Source organism: Candidatus Nitrosopumilus sediminis (assembly GCF_000299395.1).
Taxonomy (GTDB): domain Archaea; phylum Thermoproteota; class Nitrososphaeria; order Nitrososphaerales; family Nitrosopumilaceae; genus Nitrosopumilus; species Nitrosopumilus sediminis.
In genome coordinates, this window is record NC_018656.1 from 1,257,785 (window position 1) to 1,274,748 (window position 16,964).

Genomic DNA, 16,964 nt, shown 5'->3' on the forward strand with positions numbered 1-16,964 from the left:
AAAGATTATTTTTTGTCTTTAAGATTCTCTCTAATTGCATCATACATTGCAAGAAACTGTTCAGGTTCATTTTGTCTGTAGTTTTTTTCAAGGTTTTGGATTTCTTTGTGTGTAATTTTTTCTCCTTTATTTTCATAGTATTCCTTGATAATTTGAGATGGAGTTTTTTTAATATTATATTTTCGAAGAGATTGGATGACAGATCTTTTACAATACAAATCATAAATTAAAAATCGATAAACAAGATACCCAGACAAACCAATAATTGCAACAATGATTATAGGAATAATGATAATTGAGGCCATGCTAATGAGTACAGTATTTTGATATTTGATTGTTATTCTTCATTAGTGAGAAAGTAGTAGATATTTCTTAAAGGAGAAAGGAGTAATAAATACATCAAGTTGGAGGCAAATGACAAAAAATGGATTATTGTTGCCATGGTTGCAGGAATATTTGGATTAGCCGTAACTATAGGCTTTGTGGGGCAGGGAAATGTCAGACATGTGGATATTTTTTGGGCAGAAACTGTTGAGCAGACAATAGTTTTTGAAGACGTAGATGGAGAAACAAAAGTAAGAGGAATTAAAGGAGTTAGAGGAGATGCAAATCCAACGTTGTTGTCACGAACATCATTTGCATATATTTTAACAGTGATAAATAATGGCACAACTTTTCACAGATTATACATAGACGGATTTAATGTTCAAACAAATCTGCTAGAGCCAGGACAACAAGACACAATTACAATTTATCCAGATAAAGAAGGCGAGTTCACATATTACGATAAGAGAGAGAATCTAATACCATTAGGTACGATAAAAATTGTAACAGTGGTTGCAAGTGACGAGTTTAAAGGAATTTGGAAAGATCTTATTTGAATCCTATTTTTTTCCTATTATAAAATCAACTTTATAATTCAGAGTTGCTCGTGGATTGAGTTTTAAATTCCAAGGCAGGTATGAAGGTTTTTTTGTTTTTGCAGTTATTTTGAAATCAAACTCATTCAAAGTTGTGCGTAATGTAAATTCATCAAGAGGTTTTCTAACAGAGTTTGTTCCCCTATCAAAGTCATAAGGTTCAGAGATCACCAAATAGCCAGATGAAATTTGTTTTGACATATGTTTTAGCAACTCCATTGGTTCAATTAATTCCAAAATATTTAACGCCAAAATCAAACTAAACTGTAATTTTCCAAATACAGAAGATAATGAATCAGCTATAAAATAATCAAGATTGTTTTTGTAAGATTTTTTTGCAATTTGTAACGCACTAAATGATCTATCTACTCCAAAAACCATTTTGTTAGAATCAGCTAAATACGAAGTCATAATTCCAATTGAACAACCATGTTCCAGTACAAGATCAGATTTTGGTAAATTGTCAATACTGCCTTTTATAAGGGAATAGAATTTTGAATTCCTACTATTTTCATATATTTTAGACCATCTTTCTTCTAGTTCCGTTCTGTCTTCGTTATGGGGATTTTTTGACAAAGACGATTTTAAGAATTTCTTGAGGTGTTGATTTTCAAGTGATTGGTATAGTTTGCTTCCTAATTTTTTACGAGGTGAGATATATGCAGTAAAATCATCCCACAAGACAGGTATTTTATCAATGATTGGAAATTCCAGATTACATTTTTTGCATTCTAGTATTCCTTCTTCAATTTCTTTATCTAGTTTGAATGCGTTTAATTCTAATTTTGAACCACATCTGACACATCTTAAAAATTCAAGACTGGATTCTAACATTATCGTATAACAAATCGGTAAATTTTGAATTAATAATTTCTTTCATAGATAAAACCAAGATAATCTTAAATGGAGTATTTTTGGATTTTATGCGAAATGGGAGAATTTCAAGAATTTGCTGAGGCATTATTTGGACAATTATCAGTCGAGATTAACGAAGAGAAGGAGATTACAGAGTTGGCAGCCAAAGCAAAAGAAGACATTTCAGACAAGGTGAAATTCAAAGAATTAGATGAAATTGCAAATTCAGTGTTGCAGGATTTCAAAAACAAAGTTGAAGAATTTCTTGGAGTAAATGTTCCAGAAGATTTAATGTTAAAATTTCCGGAATTGGAAGAATTGAAGCGGGTAAAGGGGAACAAAGTCTTTGCAGATAAAGAATCAAAAGCGTTTGTTGAAGAACTGTTCAATGCTGTTGCAAAAGAAGATCTAAAAAAAATCGCAGAGTTGATGCAGCAAGATACTGCAAAGTATTTAGTTTATTCAACATATGCAATTCAATACATTTCAAAAATCACAACAACATATGGTGATTATCTTGATTCAGTAATTTATTTAAACAAATTCATCCTGTCAAGATATCCACAAATAATTTTGCACAAACAAGGTGAGCCATATGAGTCAAGATTTGAAAATGTGAATTCGGGGTATTTGGGGGCAGTAAAGATGGCAGTACTTGAAGAGTTGATTCATTCTGCACAAGGAAATCTTCAGCAAATAAACAAAGATGCGGCAATGGAAGTTAACAAAATCAATGAAGAACTGGCAAAAGTCATTCTATCGTTAGATACTGAAACCATTAACAAGTTATCAGAGTATTGTCAATTACAAGCAGTTCCAGATGATTTTCCATTTGCAAAAAAAGCTAATTTATTTTCTTTTTAAATCCAGATCATTTTCTAATTGAGCAAATTGGACCTGATGTAATGACGTTCACCCACGTAGAGATAGACCCTAAAATAGGCGAGTCGATTCCTGAGCTTTTAGGAATTTACAAAAAATGGCTAGTTCCAATTCAGCAACATCACGCAGCATTTACCGCGATGGAGGGAATGGCAGCTTTTGCAATTGAAAATATCTTAAAAGATGATCAAGATTTTCAAAATTATCTTACGACGTTTATGGGCACAGACTTTTCAGCGTACCAAGTTAGGAAAAGCATGGGCAAGGATTTTACAAAAACAATATATGAAAAACTAGGCAAAGACACCTTCAAAAAAATGATTCAAATTCCGCCAAATACTAGAGAGCTCAAAGATCCTCAACTATATCTTAAAAAACTGAGTTTGTGACAATTGGAAGAAAAATTTGATCCGTTGGTTGCAGAATGGATGTCATTTGTAAAAAATCCAAATTTCAACTTGGTTGAAAAGTGTCTAAAATTTGCGCAAATTATAGAATATCCAGATCTGAATATTGATGAATACATAGAAAAAATAAACAGGATTGGAAAATCTCTAAAAGAATCAATCAGTGATGTAAGGAATCCAACATATTTGATTTCGATGTTAAATGAACATCTCTTTGAGAATCTAGGTTTTAGTGGAGATGATGAAGACTATTACAATCCAAAAAATAATTTTCTAAACGAAGTTATCGATAAGAAAACAGGTCTACCAATTACTATTTCAATTCTATATGCAGAAATTGCAAAGTTCATTGGATTGGATCTTAAGATTGTAGGATTTCCTAGCCACATATTGGTAAAATACAATGAAGAGATGATTTTAGATCCATTTTATGATGGACGGTTGTTGGACATTGACGACTTGCAAGATATTCTGGATGTAAATTATGGAGGCCAACTAGAATTTCAACCAGAATTTCTTGATGAAGTAAAACCAGAACAGATTCTTGTAAGATTAACTCGTAACTTAAAAAATTCTTATGTTCAATCATTTGTATATGAGAAAGCATTACGATGTGTCAATATGGTTTTGGCAATAGAACCAGAATCAGCTGAAGACATTAGAGATAAAGGAATTATAGAAGACAGACTACAAAATCCAGAAATTGCTTTAAAATATCTGAATAAATATTTAGAAATCAATCCAAATGCGGAAGATGTAGACTTTATTTTAGAATTGATTAGAAGTATAAAGACAAAAAATTAATCAATAATAGAATCTATGTCTTGTCCTTTTTTGATCATTGATATTTCATGACGAGCAATTTTGTTTCTTAGTGCTCCTTTGAGAATATCAACTTCACTTCGGAGTAATGCAATCTCATCTTCAAGTTTTGCTACTCTTTCATAGATGGTTTCAGCTTCTGAACTCATAATTATCTATCAGCAAAAATTTGTCTTAAAAAGTTATGGGTGAAAATCTTGATGGGCAGGCTAGTTTTTTGAACTATAATTCAAATTCTTGACGGCATTTTTCACATTTTGCTCTCTCCTCACCAGGTGAGCCAAGAATGAAAATTTTGCCAATTGTTTTACAAAGAGGACACATTCCAGTGGTAGCATTTTTTGGACCAGTGCGAATAATTTTTTGTGTTTTTCTTCGTCCCATACAAAAACTTCTGAAATCCGTCTATTAAGTTTTAATGGCGCGGGGAGGGGGATTTGAACCCCCGTGTCCTTGCGGACATAGGATTAGCAATCCTACGCCCTACCAGGCTAGGCGACCCCCGCATAATGATGCCTAGAATTTATCTGTAAATAAATTCACTCGTCTGGAAATTGGCTATAATTATTCACAATTTCATCAATTGGAAGTCTTTTTCCACCTACAATTTTGAGATCCACTTGAACTTTTTTGTCATTAATTGTAAGAATATTGTAGGTATTCTCAAAAAACCCACGAACTCGTTCAGATGTAGCTGTTCCTGCATTTACTACAGTAAGTGATCTAAAATTCCAAGCCCATGGTCTATGCTTATGTCCACACAATACCACATCTACTTTAGAATCTAAAACTGTTCTAAGAACATCACCTGCATCAACGACTGTAAGTTGATCAGAACCAGTATCAGGAATTGCAATCAAGTGGTGATGCATTGCAACAATCTTTACCCTGTCTTTGTATTTTTTCATAGTTCTTTCTAACCACAAGTTTTGCCTATACCCAACTTCACCTTCATTTCTATCAGGTCTAGCAGTACCAACAGTAACTAAGACAACATCATCACCTAACTCATTTACAGTTTCAAATGGAAAAAATTTTTTGAATAACAAATAACCAGTGTTTCTATAATCATGATTTCCACTTATGGTGATAATTTTTTTAGTGTTAAATTTAGATAGTAATGATTTACATTCTTCATATTCTTTCATCAATCCTTCATTAGTCAAATCACCAGTAATTACAATTACATCTGGATTTAGATCATTTACTTCATTAACTAAAATATCAAATTTTTCTTGTAAAAATTGAGAGCCAACATGTAGATCAGAGATTTGAACAATCTGCATTTGAATATCATTTAACAAATTAGGTATTAAATCATCTCTATAGAAAATATGTAGATAGTATTTTCAAATGCAAGGTAGAATTAAATAATAAACTCCTCAAAATATTGCAGTTTTGAGTAAAAAAGCAGCAGTAATGAAGGGGGATGGTATCGGACCCGAAGTCGTAGATTCAATGTTAAAAGTCCTAAAGGAATGTAACTTTCAATCAGAATTGATCCTGTGTGAAGCAGGCTCAGAACAATGGGACAAAAATGGTAGAAAAGATGCATCATACATTCCTGATGCAACCATGAAAACATTGGAAGAGGCTGACTGCTGTTTCAAAGGACCTACTACAACAATCCCAGTTCCAGGTGCACCTAGAAGTGTTGCAGTAACATTAAGACAGAAATTTGATCTCTATGCAAATATCAGACCTACTAAAACTTATGATAGATTAACACCAGATAGAAAGCTTGATTGTGTATGTTTTCGAGAAGCTACAGAAGGATTGTACACAGGAGTAGAAGCGAAAATCACAGATGATGCAGCAATTGCAATTAGAAAAATTACAAGACATGGAAGTAGAAGATTGGTTGATTCAGCAGTAGATTGGGCGAATAAATTTAACATGAAAAAAATGGTTGCGATTACAAAAAGAAATATCCTAAAACAGACAGATGGAATATTTTGGGATGAAACACAAAAAGCAGTAGAAGGAACTGGAATAGAATTATCTGAAATCTACATAGATAACATGGCACAGCAAATGGTAATTGCGACTGAACAGTTTAATGGTGCAGTATTAGTGAGTACCAATTTATTTATGGATATTATTTCTGAGCTTGCATCAGCTCTTGTTGGTTCAATTGGATTAATTTATTCTGCAAACATTGGAGACAATTATGCAATGTTTGAGGCAGCACATGGAAGTGCACCACAATTTACAGGACAGAACAAAGTAAATCCTACTGCAACCGTTCTATCAGGAGCTTGGATGGCAGATTATATGGGTGAAAGGGAAATTAGGGACGCAATATTTGATGCAACTGAAAAAGTAATCAATGAAGGAAAAGTAGTGACTTGGGATATTGGAGGTAATGCATCAACTACACAGATGACAGATGCGATTATCACATATGCAAAAGAAAATCTTAGAAAGTAATCACCAGGTGGTTTCTACAAGAATCAATTCCTCAAAGAATAGTTTCTTTTTTGCCATTATTCGAGTTTTCAGGCCTAATCTCTCAACATAATCAATCAATTTTTGGTAATTTGACAAAGAAGATGTAACAAAGATAAATTTTCCACTTTCAGCCAGGTTATTAATTATAGAATCAAATATTTTTTTAGGAATTTCAAATCCTTCTGAACCGCCATCTGTTGCAACATCTATTATTTCATTAGTTGCAAGATAAGGCAGATTACATACAATAAAATCAAATTTAATTTTTAATGCATCTGAACCATTACAACAAATCAGATTATTTGTTTTGTAAGAAGTTTGATGTTGTAATACGTTACAATTGACATCAGTGCCAACTACAAATGAAAAATTATCAGAAAGTAATTTGGTGAGATATCCAGAGCCACTTCCAACATCTAAAGCATAGTTTCCTCTTTCATTTTCGATATTATTTGCTATGAAAAAAGTATCCTCAGAAGGAGGATACTCGTCATTTTTCGAGAATTTTGTTTGCAAGATTAATAATTTCATCTCCTGAAAGATCATCTACTCGTTTATCTATCATAGACTCTTTATCAAATTGTTTTAAAATATTTTTAACAGTTTTTCTTCTATATGAAAATATTTTATTGATTGTTTGAATAAGATCTTTACTTAGATTGTTTTTTTTAGTTATTTTAAGAATAACAGAATCAATTTTTGGGGGAGGAGAGAAATTATTCTTTCCTACTTTAGATATATGAATTATATTAAATGCATGAGTTGCTATAATGCTTATTGCTTTTCTATTTTTGGATGATTTTGCAAGTAATTTGTCAGCAAATTCTTTTTGAACCATTATCACCCCATGGGAAAAAGATGTTTGTGCCAACCACTCAATTGCATCCTTACTCCTAGAATATGGAAGATTAGATACAAAAATAGTGAAACTATCTTTTTTCTTTAAACCATCTCCAGATTTTAAAACAAGATTATCAAAGTGAGAAAATTTGGATTTAGCGTTTCTTACTAATGTTTCATCAACATCAACTGAGATTACTTTACCAGCCTTTTCACATAACATAGGAGTGAGAATTCCCTGGCCAGTTCCAATCTCAAACACAGTGTCATTTTTTGTGATTTTTGCTTCAGAAATGATGGATTTTGCTATAGAATCAGAGTTTAGAAAGTGTTGTCCAAGTTTTTTTCTTTTTATCATCTCTTAACGAAGAGATTCATTCTACTTTCACCAGTAATTTCATCCAAGATTCTTTCTGAAATGTGTTTAATTGGTTCTTTAAATCCAACACGATCTTGTAAATCCTGATAGCTTTCAAACTTTTTTTGTTCTCGTTCCTCAAGCATTGTTTTCATGTATGTTTTTCCAATTCCAGGAATTAATTCCAATGCGTGAATTCTAGGTGTTAGAGGTTGTGCATTGTTTAGATAGGTTACAAATTTTTCCTCATTATTAGTTACAATTTTTTCAACTACTGATTCCAATTCACTTTGTGCAGAGGAGGATATTCGAGCATAGTCCATCTTTCCTAAAACAGATAGAACTTTTGTTCTGCCTTCTTTTCCGATATAGATTTTCTCTCCAATTTCAAAGGTGGAGTTTGGAATTCCAAGAATTTCTAAAAGAGTTAGTCTGTCTTCACCAATTGCAGTAATGATAATTCCTTCTCTACCTTTTACAGTAGATGACTTGCCTCTAGTGTTGAAATCCAAAACATATGCATATTCTTCATACTTTCTAGCTGGGGGTTGTGCCCGATACAAAATAAAATACTCCGAAAAACTTACGAATGCTCCTTGATTATCTTGAGCATTTTTTCTAGTGTCTCAGCAAGAATTAATTTTTTCCAACCAAAGGTAAAGGAACGTAGTTCTGCCAAACTTGTTGGTCTAATGTTTACTATTTCAACAGCTTCGTCTTCTGTTAATTCACATTCTTTGATTAGTCGTTTTTTCATTTCTTTTGCATCTTTTGATTCAATAGATACAAATTTTGAAACATAATCATAAGTCCAACGTTGGATTTGATCCATTTCTTCGACATCAACTTTACCTAAAATTTCTTTAACTTCTGAAAGTGAGATGGCTTGTTTCTTTTTTACTTCTTCCATATTATACACCGAATGGTTTAATGTGATCCAATCTAGTGATTAAGGTTTTCGATTTATCACCTAGTTTTACATCTAATGTAATAGCACGTCTACCAACTTTTGTAATCATACCTACTTTACCATGGTATCGTCTATGTGGTAATCCTTTGTGCTGTCTTGGATCAATAATGACAAGTGCTTGTTGACCTTCTTTGTATTCACGTAACAAAAATGAGACTCCTCTTGGGGCCTTTTTCTTCATTACAGATCTTGATTTATGTTTAAATCCATGTGAACGACCAGAAGATTTCTTAGTTGCCATGAGTGTAAAACCTTCGAAAGCCCTATTTTAAGACTTAGAACAAGATATGCTCAATTTTGACCAACAAGATCGGTTCTAAGTTGACCACAAGCAGCAGAAATCTCTGTGCCTTTTTCGATCCTAACTGTACAATTTATGCCAGCATCAGATAAAATTCGTTCAAATTCCAAGACATTTTTTTCCGAGGGGCGCTTAAAATCACCGGCTGTCGGGTTGATAGGAATTAGATTCACATGAGAGCCATTGCCTTTCAAAAGCCGTGCCAATTCTGTTGCAATTTCAGGGGAATCATTAATTCCAGCCATGAGTGCATATTCAAAAGTCACACGACGTCCAGTCTTCTTGAAATAGTTTCTACCTAATTCAATAATTTCTTCTACTGAATTAGGACTAGCTGTTGGAACTAGCTTTTTACGTAATTCATTATTTGGAGCATGTAATGATATTGCAAGACCAATCTGTAGATTTTCTTCAGCAAGTCTTTCAATTCCAGATCTTATTCCAATAGTAGAAATTGTTATGTGTCTTTGACCCAATCCGAATCCTCTATCATGTGTTAAAATTTTTACAGCCCTAATCATTTCATCATAATTTGCCATGGGTTCACCCATTCCCATAAAAACTAAATTTGTTACATGCTCTCCGCGTTTCTCCAATATTTCTGCAAAGTGAATTACTTGAGATACAATATGTTCTGCTTTTAGATTTGTTTCAAATCCCATCTGACCAGTTGCACAAAATACACATCCCATTGCACATCCAATTTGAGTAGAAACACAAACAGTTGATCTTGGATGACCACCAATCTTGGTAGGATCATATTGCATTAGGACTGTTTCTACAGAATTATCATTAGATAGTTCAAGTAATAATTTTGTTGTGTCTCCATCATCACTTACAATACGATGAATTTCTTTTGCAGAGCCTATAGTATATCCTGCTGCAGTTAATTCCTCTCTTAATTTTTTTGGAAGTTGTGGAATATCATCGAGCTGTTTTGGAAATTTGTAGTATAATGGAAGTAAAATTTGGTCTGCTCTATATCGAGGATATCCCATATTAATTACAAGTTTCTCCATCTCTTCAGGAAGCAATCGATACAAATCTGTCATTATGTATTAACAGATTCACAAGAGGGATATTTTATAATTTGGTGATTTAATTGAAATGAAAATCAAAAAGAGTAAAAAAATAGAAGAAAAAGAGAGATTACTCTTCTACAGGATCTAAATCATCAGATTCGACTTCTACTGTAGCCTCTACCTCAGGTGTTTCTACTGTAGCCTCTACCTCAGGTGTTTCTACTGTAGCCTCTACCTCAGGTGTTTCTACTGTAGCCTCTACCTCAGGTGTTTCTACTGTAGCCTCTACCTCAGGTGTTTTTGCCTTTTTGGTAGTTGCTTTTTTGGTAGTTTTTTTCGTCTTTTTCTCAGCGTCTTCTGGATCTATAACACCTGCTTCACCTAGAGCAAAGATTACTTCCTCTTCAGGATGATGAGGACTATCTACCATTCTAGCAATTCGTTTCTTACCTGATTTCTTAAAGTAGATTCTGTATGTACTTGTATGTGCAACTACATTTCCACCAATTGGACGAGTTGGATCACCAAAGAAGACATCAGGTGATGCCATAACTTGGTTTGTTGCAATTGCAGCACAGTTGTATGTTTCTGCAATTCTTGACAACAAATGAACAAAATGATTTAGTTTTTGTTGTCTTACTGATAGTGTTCCTCTTCCAAGATATTCAGCACGGAACAATCCTACTGCAGAATCTGCAATAATTAATTTAACATTGTTTTCTTCGATTACAGGACCAGCTTCTTCTAGAATTAGTACTTGGTGTGCACTGTTATATGCACGAGCTACTATGATATTATCTAAAACTTTTTCAGGATCCATGTCATGAGCTTGAGCAATAGATACAATTCTTTCAGGTCTGAAAGTGTTTTCAGTATCAATGTATAATACAGAGCCTTCAAGACCACCTTCTTCTTTGCTTTTTTGAACCATTACAGACATTGTATGAGCAAATTGTGTTTTACCACAACCGAACTCACCATAAACTTCTGTTAGGGCCTGAGTCTCTATACCTCCATCAAATAACGTATCAAGACAATTTGTACCAGTTGTAATTTTACCAATACTTTGTCGGTGTTTGTAAATTTCAGTTGCACTTGTAAAATGTTTGGCAATTAATCCACCTTCAACTAAATGTTGTCGGGCTTTATTGACAATTTTTTCAGCAGTATCCTTTTCCATTCCAGTTATTTCTGCAATTTCAACAGGACCTCTAACGATGAGGTCCATGACGTTGTGGACACCTGCATCGGATAATTTTCTTGTAGTTACAGGACCTACGCCCTCTAAACTATCTAATCTTAAATCTTCTACCATACCGTATAGTACGGTACCAGTACTTTATAAGAGTATTGCTTGAGAAAATGATCGTAAAATGAGTAAATTTTAGTGAAAATTGACTATCGTCTCTTTCTTCTTTGTCCAGGTTTGTTTTGACCTGGATATCTACCTAAGACAAATCGTTTTTTGAAATTACTTTTGTTTCCAACACTAGAGCTAGTGCCTACAATTTTTCTACCTTCAACTTTGGGTGTTTGTCCTCTTACTTTACCTGCTTTAGTAAGTGAACCGTGTGTTGCCATGCTTTAAAATAAGAATTAGTGAATTTATGTATTTGGATGACTACCAGTACTTGGCTTTAACAGTCTCAATGACTTTTTCGTGTTCCTTACTCTTTCTACGAGCATATTTTTCCATTGCACCTAAAGGTACACCACCAAGAGATCGTGCGATTGCATTAAAGAAGTATCTCTGCGGTCCTTTTGAACCAGTCTTAGTCATGAATTTCTGAATACCATATTTGAAATTGTGTTGCCATGTCTTGTAAAGAACTCCTAGTTGTGCAGGAGTCATTTCATTTCCAATATGGAAGAAATCAGATTTTTCAAGTAATCCAATTGGAACAAATGTCAGTGCTGTAGCAGTAAACATAGAATCAGGTTGTTCGCGTTCTAATTCACTGAGTAGTCTAATAGTTTCCCAAGAATCCTCAGGAGTTTCGTCATTATCAAGACCCATGATTAAAGTAAATGCAGGAATCCAATAATCCTGGTTCAAAGTTTTAACGCCTTCTTTTACAACCCAGTGCCATTCAGATGGATCATAAGGTGCAAGTTTTCTATCAGCATATTTACCGATTAATCTAAGACTGCCAGTTTCAAATCCAGCTTGAATTCCAATCATATTATCAGGACTAGCTCTTATGATTTTAGATAGATTAGGAATAAGTTTTTCATCTGCAATTGCACCTGCCAATGTACCATGAGTTGGATTTGTATGTTCAACTCCAGTAGACATAATTGCAGTAAACAATTCTTCTAAGGCTTCTCTATTTGGTTCCATTCCTTTTGCAGTTCTAGGATCCATACCATAAACAAAAATATCATCACTGTGAATCCATGCAGATTTTGAACCACCTTTCTTAATGTTAACTTCAATTTCTTTTTTGACTTTTTCAGGTGAATAGTATCTTAAAGATCTTAATGTGACATCACAGAATTTACAGCCCCTACCACAACCACGCATTACTTCAACCATTCCATGCATACTTGGTTCAACGATGTCAGGAATTTCTTCTAATTCAGGTCTATCCCAGAAATTTACAAATCTTCCATGAATTTTTTTGCCTTCTCTTTCAAATTCTTTAATGTTAACCTTAAAGTCACTTCTCTTTCTGAAAGGATCCATGTTTTCAAAATCGCCATTAATCAAATAGTTAAAGAATCGTCCTGCATGTCCATCAATTTCAGGTGCAATACCACCAAGCTCTCCTTCAAGGATTGCATAGATTCCAAATTCTTCAATTTTAGCTGGATCGTAATTGTATTGCCAAGTTCCAGATGCACCAGAAATTACTTTGGCTTTACTTCCAGTTCTTGCTTTTGCAGCTTTTATTCTATGATGTAATTCAGCATTGTAAAATTCATCATATGATGTTTGTTTTCTACCATAAGTAAATGTCATAGTAACAGGACCCATTCCAAGAGGATCCATTTCGTAAGTTCCAATAACTTCGGTTTCAGGGCCAATGAATTTTTCAATGTGATTTGGATGAGCAATAACTACATCTTTTCGTGCAAAGCCATCACGTAACAAACCAGCTTCTAATTTTCTTAATCCATATGGAGCATATTTTGCTACACCATCAATGTCAGGGGACCAATTACAAATGAAATCAAATAGAACTTTTGGAGTTACTTGATTTCCAAGAATTTTATACCAAAAACTGCTTTTATCCCTATTAGGGTCAAGTGCGGGAGCACATCCGAAAAATGTTGCAAGAGACAATCCCCTATAAGGAGACATCAAAGTTCTATCAGCAGTTAAGACTATTTTTGGAGTACCCATACCCTTCATGGAAATAATTTTATGATTTATTTTAAACCTTGCTAGAAAAAATTAGTAATTTTCTAAAATTCCAGCCTTATTTCGATGTAAATGACCAAATTCACTGTTTTTTGACAAATGTTCTCCATCAAATACAGTTCCATCTTTACAGACAAGATCTTCACCTACACAGCAACTACCACAAATACCAACTCCACATTTCATCATTCTCTCAAGACTGGCTTGGACGAATATTTTTCTAGAGTTAGCAAATTGTACAGTTTTGTACATCATAATTTCAGGACCGCAGACATACACTGCATCGTAGTGGGTATCATTAACTAATTTTTCAACTAAATCAGTTACAAATCCTTTTTCACCATAACTTCCATCATCAGTTGAAACAATTACCTGGTGAGGATTATTTTTTAGCAATTCATTTGATAAATCTTCAAAGAATACTTCGTCTTTTGATTTGGCACCCATTAACACAGTGATATCATCAGTAGGTTTTACAAAAGTAAGTAATCGCATCATTGGAACAAGACCGGTTCCACCACCAACCAGCAAGAGTTTTCCTTCTTTGATATCAAATGAATTTCCATACGGACCTCTAATTCCTATTTGTCCTCCAACTGGAACATTGAATAATCCAGTAGAGGAAGGTCCATGTTTTCTAACTGTAAATGCTGCCTTTCCAGATTCTTTTGAAATCATTATACTCATTGGTAATTCATTAACGCCAGGAATCCAAACCATGGCAAATTGTCCAGGAAGAACATTTGGCATAACATCATCTGAAAAAACCAAAGTCCTAACAGTAGGTGTTTCATCAATTACTTTTTCAATTGTAACGATTGTTGGATGGTTATGATTTCTTTGCAAGACCCACCATGTCCTTTATTGTGGAATAATTATTTTTCTTCATGTACTCTAAAATTCCTCTGTTAATATCATCAAAAACTCCAACCCAGTTATCACCTATTGCACTACCAAGTTGAACTGCAGAAGCACCTGCCAAGAAAAATTCTACTGCATCTTCCCATGTAGAGACTCCTCCACATCCAATGATAGGAATGTCAAATTTTGAAGAAATTTCATAAACACATCTTAACGCAATAGGTTTAATCGGAGTACCAGACAATCCACCAAATTTATTGCTAAGTATAGGTCGTTTGGTTTCAACATTAATGGCCATTGCACGAACAGTGTTAATTGCAGTTATAGCATCAATTCCAGAATCAACTGCATTGCTTACAGTATTTAGATAATTACTGGTTCCCAAGCCAACTTTGGCAATTACTGGCACATTTGTTGCTTTTTTCACAGTAGAAACAATTGTTTTAACTAGTCCAGGATCATCTCCAACTTCTAATCCAACTTTAGCAACATGAGGGCAAGATAAATTCAATTCATATGCTTTAATTTTACAATTTTCAAATTCCTTTATCATGGTTTCAAAATCTTCAGGTACAGAGCCCACTAAACTTACTATAATTGGTACATCCTGATTTGGTTCAATCATTTTAGCAAAATTCGAAGCACCGGGATTTGATAATCCAACTGCATTTATCCATCCACCTCCTTTTACACTGAAGATTGTAGGGTTAGGGTAACCTTCCCATGGTGCAGTACTAAGAGATTTTGTAACAACAGCTCCAGCACCGGATGCATAAAGTCGATTAAACACATCAAGAGATATACCTAAAATTCCAGATGCGAGCATTACAGGTTTATCTAATTGAATTTGACCTATGGAAGTTGCAATACTAGGTTCCACTTTGATTAGTGAGCATAGTTTCGAATATAACAGTTGATTCTTGATTCTGGTACCTTTTTTAAAGGCGATTTAGGATTAACTAGTCATGCATTCTGTAATATTAACAGAGTTAGGAATCTCAGTTTTCAATGATGAAAAACTAGACAAAGCATTTGCTTTCTCAAATCCTGTTAAAGAATATCTTTTAGTGAAAAATAAAGAATCCAAATTAAATGAACTTGTAAATTATTTAGCATCTACTCAGAGAGGATTTTCTGTAAGTGATGAATCATTACTTGCAATTCTAAAAAAATATTCAATTGATTGTCATTTGATGGATTCTGCAGAATTAGATAGAGTCCAATCTACAAAACCACAAATTATCGTGGATTCAGGTTTTGCTTCTAATTTGCAAGATACACTTGGAAAACTAAGAGAGTTTGCTTTAGGATTTTCATCTTCAAAAGTTACCGAAGTCTCAGAAAGCCCAGATCTTCATATAATTCAAGCAATTAATTCTCTAGATGAAATCGACAAGATTGCAAATGGATTGAGTTCAAGACTCAGAGAATGGTATGGATTGCATTTTCCAGAATTAGACAACATAATTGATAGTATTAACGGATATGCACAGATTGTAATGGCAGGTAAACGAGAATCATTAACTAAACAAATTTTTGAAGATGCAGGTTTTCCTGAATCAAAAGTAGAAATGTTATCATTAATTTCTTCAAAAAGTAGAGGGGGAGATATTTCAGATATCAATTTGGCAATTGTGCAATCAATCGCAAAACAAGTTTTAGACTTTCACGAATTGCGTAAGAAACTCGAGGAACATGTTGAAAAAGAGATGCAAGAAATTGCACCAAATCTTTCAGCAATTCTTGGAACTGCAGTTGGTGCAAGAATTTTAGGAAGAGCTGGTAGTCTTAAAAAAATGGCATCACTTCCTGCCAGCACAATACAAGTGCTAGGAGCTGAAAAAGCATTATTCAGATCATTGAAAACAGGTTCTCAACCCCCAAAACACGGATTGTTATTCCAACATGCAATGGTTCATGCAGCTCCTAGATGGCAAAGAGGAAAAATTGCACGTGCAGTTGCTGCAAAAGCAGTGATTGCTGCTAGAGTTGATGTATACGGTGAGGGATTAAATCAAACTCTACTTGAAAAACTCAACATAAGAGTCGATGAGATAGGTAAAAAATACGAGAATCCTACTGAAAAAGACATCAGACCACCTCCATCATTTAGAAGAGAAGGAAGTTTTAGAGACAGTCCAAGAAGAGACAGTAGCTTTCTTTGCTGCTTTCTTTGCAGGTTTAGCATCAGCTTTCTTTGCTGCTTTCTTTGCAGGTTTAGCATCAGCTTTCTTTGCTGCTTTCTTTGCAGGTTTAGCATCTAAAATGGTCTTTTTCTTCTTTAATTCATCAAGATCAGCTTTGATTTTTTCTGCTTCTTCAATTAGAGTATCTTTTTTCTTTACCATCAAATCACCTTAAATTTTAATTTCAATTTCTTACTTATCAATCAGTATTTAATTCCTATTTAACAGTAAAAGTTCCTTTTGTAGAGATATTCTTTAGTTGTTTTGAGACCATTTCTATGACTATTTCATATGAGCCAGGAGTGGTGATCACTTCAGAAAACGTGTCTCCAACAGGAACAATTTTGCTTCCAGATTCAAAGCATTGCTCAAAGAATCCACCTTGTGTAATTACATCACTTTTTTCAGAAGAATAAATTGTAATGTATAGATCTCCACAACTAAATGAAGAATCATCAATTTTGGCTTGAATTTGAACAGGTTCAGACGTAGAATATTGCTCAGATAATCCAATTATTTCAATCGAAGCATCATGGACAATCCCTCCTTCTGAATAAGACATAGGCCACATGTTTAATTCTCTATCAGGTTTCTGAAGAACATCAGATAGTACGACAGAACCGAATACTATTGAGAAAATTACAGGTAAAACAAATACGACAGAAACTCGTTTACTGACCATTTCGTTTTAAAATCTACAATTCCCTTATATCTATTTAGCAAAA

Annotated in this window: 23 protein-coding genes and 1 tRNA gene; 6 read left to right on the forward strand and 18 right to left on the reverse strand. The window is 33.9% G+C overall.

What is annotated here, in order from left to right; translation table 11 throughout:
• Nucleotides 1–5 precede the first annotated feature (5 nt).
• Complete coding sequence (locus tag NSED_RS07505; RefSeq protein ID WP_014965657.1) at nucleotides 6–305, reverse strand: hypothetical protein; 300 nt, start codon at nucleotides 303–305, stop codon at nucleotides 6–8.
• A gap of 99 nt (nucleotides 306–404) precedes the next feature.
• Between NSED_RS07505 and NSED_RS07510 the strand changes: the two genes are divergently transcribed.
• Nucleotides 405–881 carry a cupredoxin domain-containing protein gene (locus NSED_RS07510; RefSeq protein WP_014965658.1) on the forward strand — a complete coding sequence of 159 codons (477 nt, stop codon included), beginning with the start codon at nucleotides 405–407 and terminating at the stop codon, nucleotides 879–881.
• 3 nt (nucleotides 882–884) lie between these two features.
• On the opposite strand, the gene NSED_RS07515 is transcribed toward NSED_RS07510, so the two are convergent.
• On the reverse strand, nucleotides 885–1,754 hold the full coding sequence (locus NSED_RS07515; RefSeq protein ID WP_014965659.1) for a methyltransferase domain-containing protein: 870 nt from the start codon (nucleotides 1,752–1,754) through the stop codon (nucleotides 885–887).
• Nucleotides 1,755–1,850: 96 nt separating this feature from the next.
• Between NSED_RS07515 and NSED_RS07520 the strand changes: the two genes are divergently transcribed.
• Genes NSED_RS07520 through NSED_RS07525 form a run of 3 tightly spaced genes read left to right on the forward strand, consistent with a single transcriptional unit; the run spans nucleotide 1,851 to nucleotide 3,868 of the window.
• The gene (locus NSED_RS07520; protein ID WP_232212370.1) at nucleotides 1,851–2,639 is read left to right on the forward strand and encodes a hypothetical protein; all 789 of its coding nucleotides are present in this window, start codon (nucleotides 1,851–1,853) and stop codon (nucleotides 2,637–2,639) included.
• Nucleotides 2,640–2,680: 41 nt separating this feature from the next.
• On the forward strand, nucleotides 2,681–3,046 hold the full coding sequence (locus NSED_RS10790; protein WP_232212369.1) for a hypothetical protein: 366 nt from the start codon (nucleotides 2,681–2,683) through the stop codon (nucleotides 3,044–3,046).
• Nucleotides 3,047–3,049: 3 nt separating this feature from the next.
• Nucleotides 3,050–3,868 carry a SirB1 family protein gene (locus NSED_RS07525; protein WP_014965660.1) on the forward strand — a complete coding sequence of 273 codons (819 nt, stop codon included), beginning with the start codon at nucleotides 3,050–3,052 and terminating at the stop codon, nucleotides 3,866–3,868.
• Here the strand turns inward: NSED_RS07525 and NSED_RS10575 are convergent.
• The 4 genes from NSED_RS10575 to NSED_RS07535 all read right to left on the reverse strand — a co-directional run bounded on the left by NSED_RS10575 (nucleotide 3,865) and on the right by NSED_RS07535 (nucleotide 5,172).
• A complete protein-coding gene (locus tag NSED_RS10575; RefSeq protein ID WP_014965661.1) occupies nucleotides 3,865–4,035 on the reverse strand; it encodes a hypothetical protein in 171 nt (56 codons plus the stop codon). The genes NSED_RS07525 and NSED_RS10575 overlap by 4 nt on opposite strands.
• 73 nt (nucleotides 4,036–4,108) lie before the next feature.
• A complete protein-coding gene (locus tag NSED_RS10580; protein ID WP_014965662.1) occupies nucleotides 4,109–4,270 on the reverse strand; it encodes a hypothetical protein in 162 nt (53 codons plus the stop codon).
• A gap of 35 nt (nucleotides 4,271–4,305) precedes the next feature.
• Nucleotides 4,306–4,392 (reverse strand) — tRNA-Ser (locus NSED_RS07530).
• Between the two features lie 33 nt (nucleotides 4,393–4,425).
• Nucleotides 4,426–5,172: a metallophosphoesterase family protein gene (locus tag NSED_RS07535; RefSeq protein WP_026090085.1), complete on the reverse strand. Its 747-nt coding sequence runs from the start codon at nucleotides 5,170–5,172 to the stop codon at nucleotides 4,426–4,428.
• Nucleotides 5,173–5,284: 112 nt separating this feature from the next.
• Here NSED_RS07535 and NSED_RS07540 point away from each other — a divergent pair, with 112 nt between their 5' ends.
• Entirely contained in the window at nucleotides 5,285–6,316 is a 1,032-nt protein-coding gene (locus NSED_RS07540; protein WP_014965664.1) for an isocitrate/isopropylmalate dehydrogenase family protein, read from the forward strand.
• Here the strand turns inward: NSED_RS07540 and NSED_RS07545 are convergent, their stop codons facing one another.
• The 11 genes from NSED_RS07545 to NSED_RS07595 all read right to left on the reverse strand — a co-directional run bounded on the left by NSED_RS07545 (nucleotide 6,317) and on the right by NSED_RS07595 (nucleotide 14,933).
• Nucleotides 6,317–6,853, reverse strand: a complete 537-nt coding sequence (locus tag NSED_RS07545; protein WP_026090084.1) for a HemK2/MTQ2 family protein methyltransferase — start codon at nucleotides 6,851–6,853, stop codon at nucleotides 6,317–6,319.
• The gene (locus NSED_RS07550; RefSeq protein ID WP_014965666.1) at nucleotides 6,828–7,535 is read right to left on the reverse strand and encodes a ribosomal RNA small subunit methyltransferase A; all 708 of its coding nucleotides are present in this window, start codon (nucleotides 7,533–7,535) and stop codon (nucleotides 6,828–6,830) included. Before NSED_RS07550 ends, NSED_RS07545 begins: the two co-directional genes overlap by 26 nt.
• Nucleotides 7,532–8,098, reverse strand: a complete 567-nt coding sequence (locus NSED_RS07555; RefSeq protein WP_014965667.1) for a DUF655 domain-containing protein — start codon at nucleotides 8,096–8,098, stop codon at nucleotides 7,532–7,534. The genes NSED_RS07550 and NSED_RS07555 overlap by 4 nt, the downstream gene beginning before the upstream one ends.
• Before the next feature lie 20 nt (nucleotides 8,099–8,118).
• Nucleotides 8,119–8,445, reverse strand: a complete 327-nt coding sequence (locus tag NSED_RS07560) for an RNA polymerase Rpb4 (RefSeq protein WP_014965668.1) — start codon at nucleotides 8,443–8,445, stop codon at nucleotides 8,119–8,121.
• A gap of 1 nt (nucleotide 8,446) precedes the next feature.
• Nucleotides 8,447–8,746, reverse strand: a complete 300-nt coding sequence (locus NSED_RS07565) for a 50S ribosomal protein L21e (RefSeq protein WP_014965669.1) — start codon at nucleotides 8,744–8,746, stop codon at nucleotides 8,447–8,449.
• A 50-nt stretch (nucleotides 8,747–8,796) separates the two neighbouring features.
• Entirely contained in the window at nucleotides 8,797–9,858 is a 1,062-nt protein-coding gene (rlmN, locus tag NSED_RS07570) for a dual-specificity RNA methyltransferase RlmN (protein ID WP_014965670.1), read from the reverse strand.
• Between the two features lie 97 nt (nucleotides 9,859–9,955).
• A complete protein-coding gene (gene radA, locus NSED_RS07575) occupies nucleotides 9,956–11,143 on the reverse strand; it encodes a DNA repair and recombination protein RadA (protein ID WP_014965671.1) in 1,188 nt (395 codons plus the stop codon).
• Between the two features lie 83 nt (nucleotides 11,144–11,226).
• The gene (locus NSED_RS07580; RefSeq protein ID WP_014965672.1) at nucleotides 11,227–11,409 is read right to left on the reverse strand and encodes a 30S ribosomal protein S30e; all 183 of its coding nucleotides are present in this window, start codon (nucleotides 11,407–11,409) and stop codon (nucleotides 11,227–11,229) included.
• A 40-nt stretch (nucleotides 11,410–11,449) separates the two neighbouring features.
• A complete protein-coding gene (locus NSED_RS07585) occupies nucleotides 11,450–13,174 on the reverse strand; it encodes a B12-binding domain-containing radical SAM protein (RefSeq protein WP_014965673.1) in 1,725 nt (574 codons plus the stop codon).
• Nucleotides 13,175–13,225: 51 nt separating this feature from the next.
• Nucleotides 13,226–14,038 (reverse strand): dihydroorotate dehydrogenase electron transfer subunit, encoded by an 813-nt coding sequence (locus NSED_RS07590; protein ID WP_014965674.1) that lies wholly within the window; start codon nucleotides 14,036–14,038, stop codon nucleotides 13,226–13,228.
• On the reverse strand, nucleotides 14,022–14,933 hold the full coding sequence (locus tag NSED_RS07595; protein ID WP_014965675.1) for a dihydroorotate dehydrogenase: 912 nt from the start codon (nucleotides 14,931–14,933) through the stop codon (nucleotides 14,022–14,024). Before NSED_RS07595 ends, NSED_RS07590 begins: the two co-directional genes overlap by 17 nt.
• A gap of 85 nt (nucleotides 14,934–15,018) precedes the next feature.
• On the opposite strand from NSED_RS07595, the gene NSED_RS07600 reads away from it, so the two are divergent.
• On the forward strand, nucleotides 15,019–16,317 hold the full coding sequence (locus NSED_RS07600) for an NOP5/NOP56 family protein (RefSeq protein WP_014965676.1): 1,299 nt from the start codon (nucleotides 15,019–15,021) through the stop codon (nucleotides 16,315–16,317).
• Nucleotides 16,318–16,456: 139 nt separating this feature from the next.
• Here NSED_RS07600 and NSED_RS07605 read toward each other — a convergent pair whose 3' ends face one another.
• A complete protein-coding gene (locus NSED_RS07605; RefSeq protein ID WP_014965677.1) occupies nucleotides 16,457–16,921 on the reverse strand; it encodes a hypothetical protein in 465 nt (154 codons plus the stop codon).
• Nucleotides 16,922–16,964: the final 43 nt, after the last annotated feature.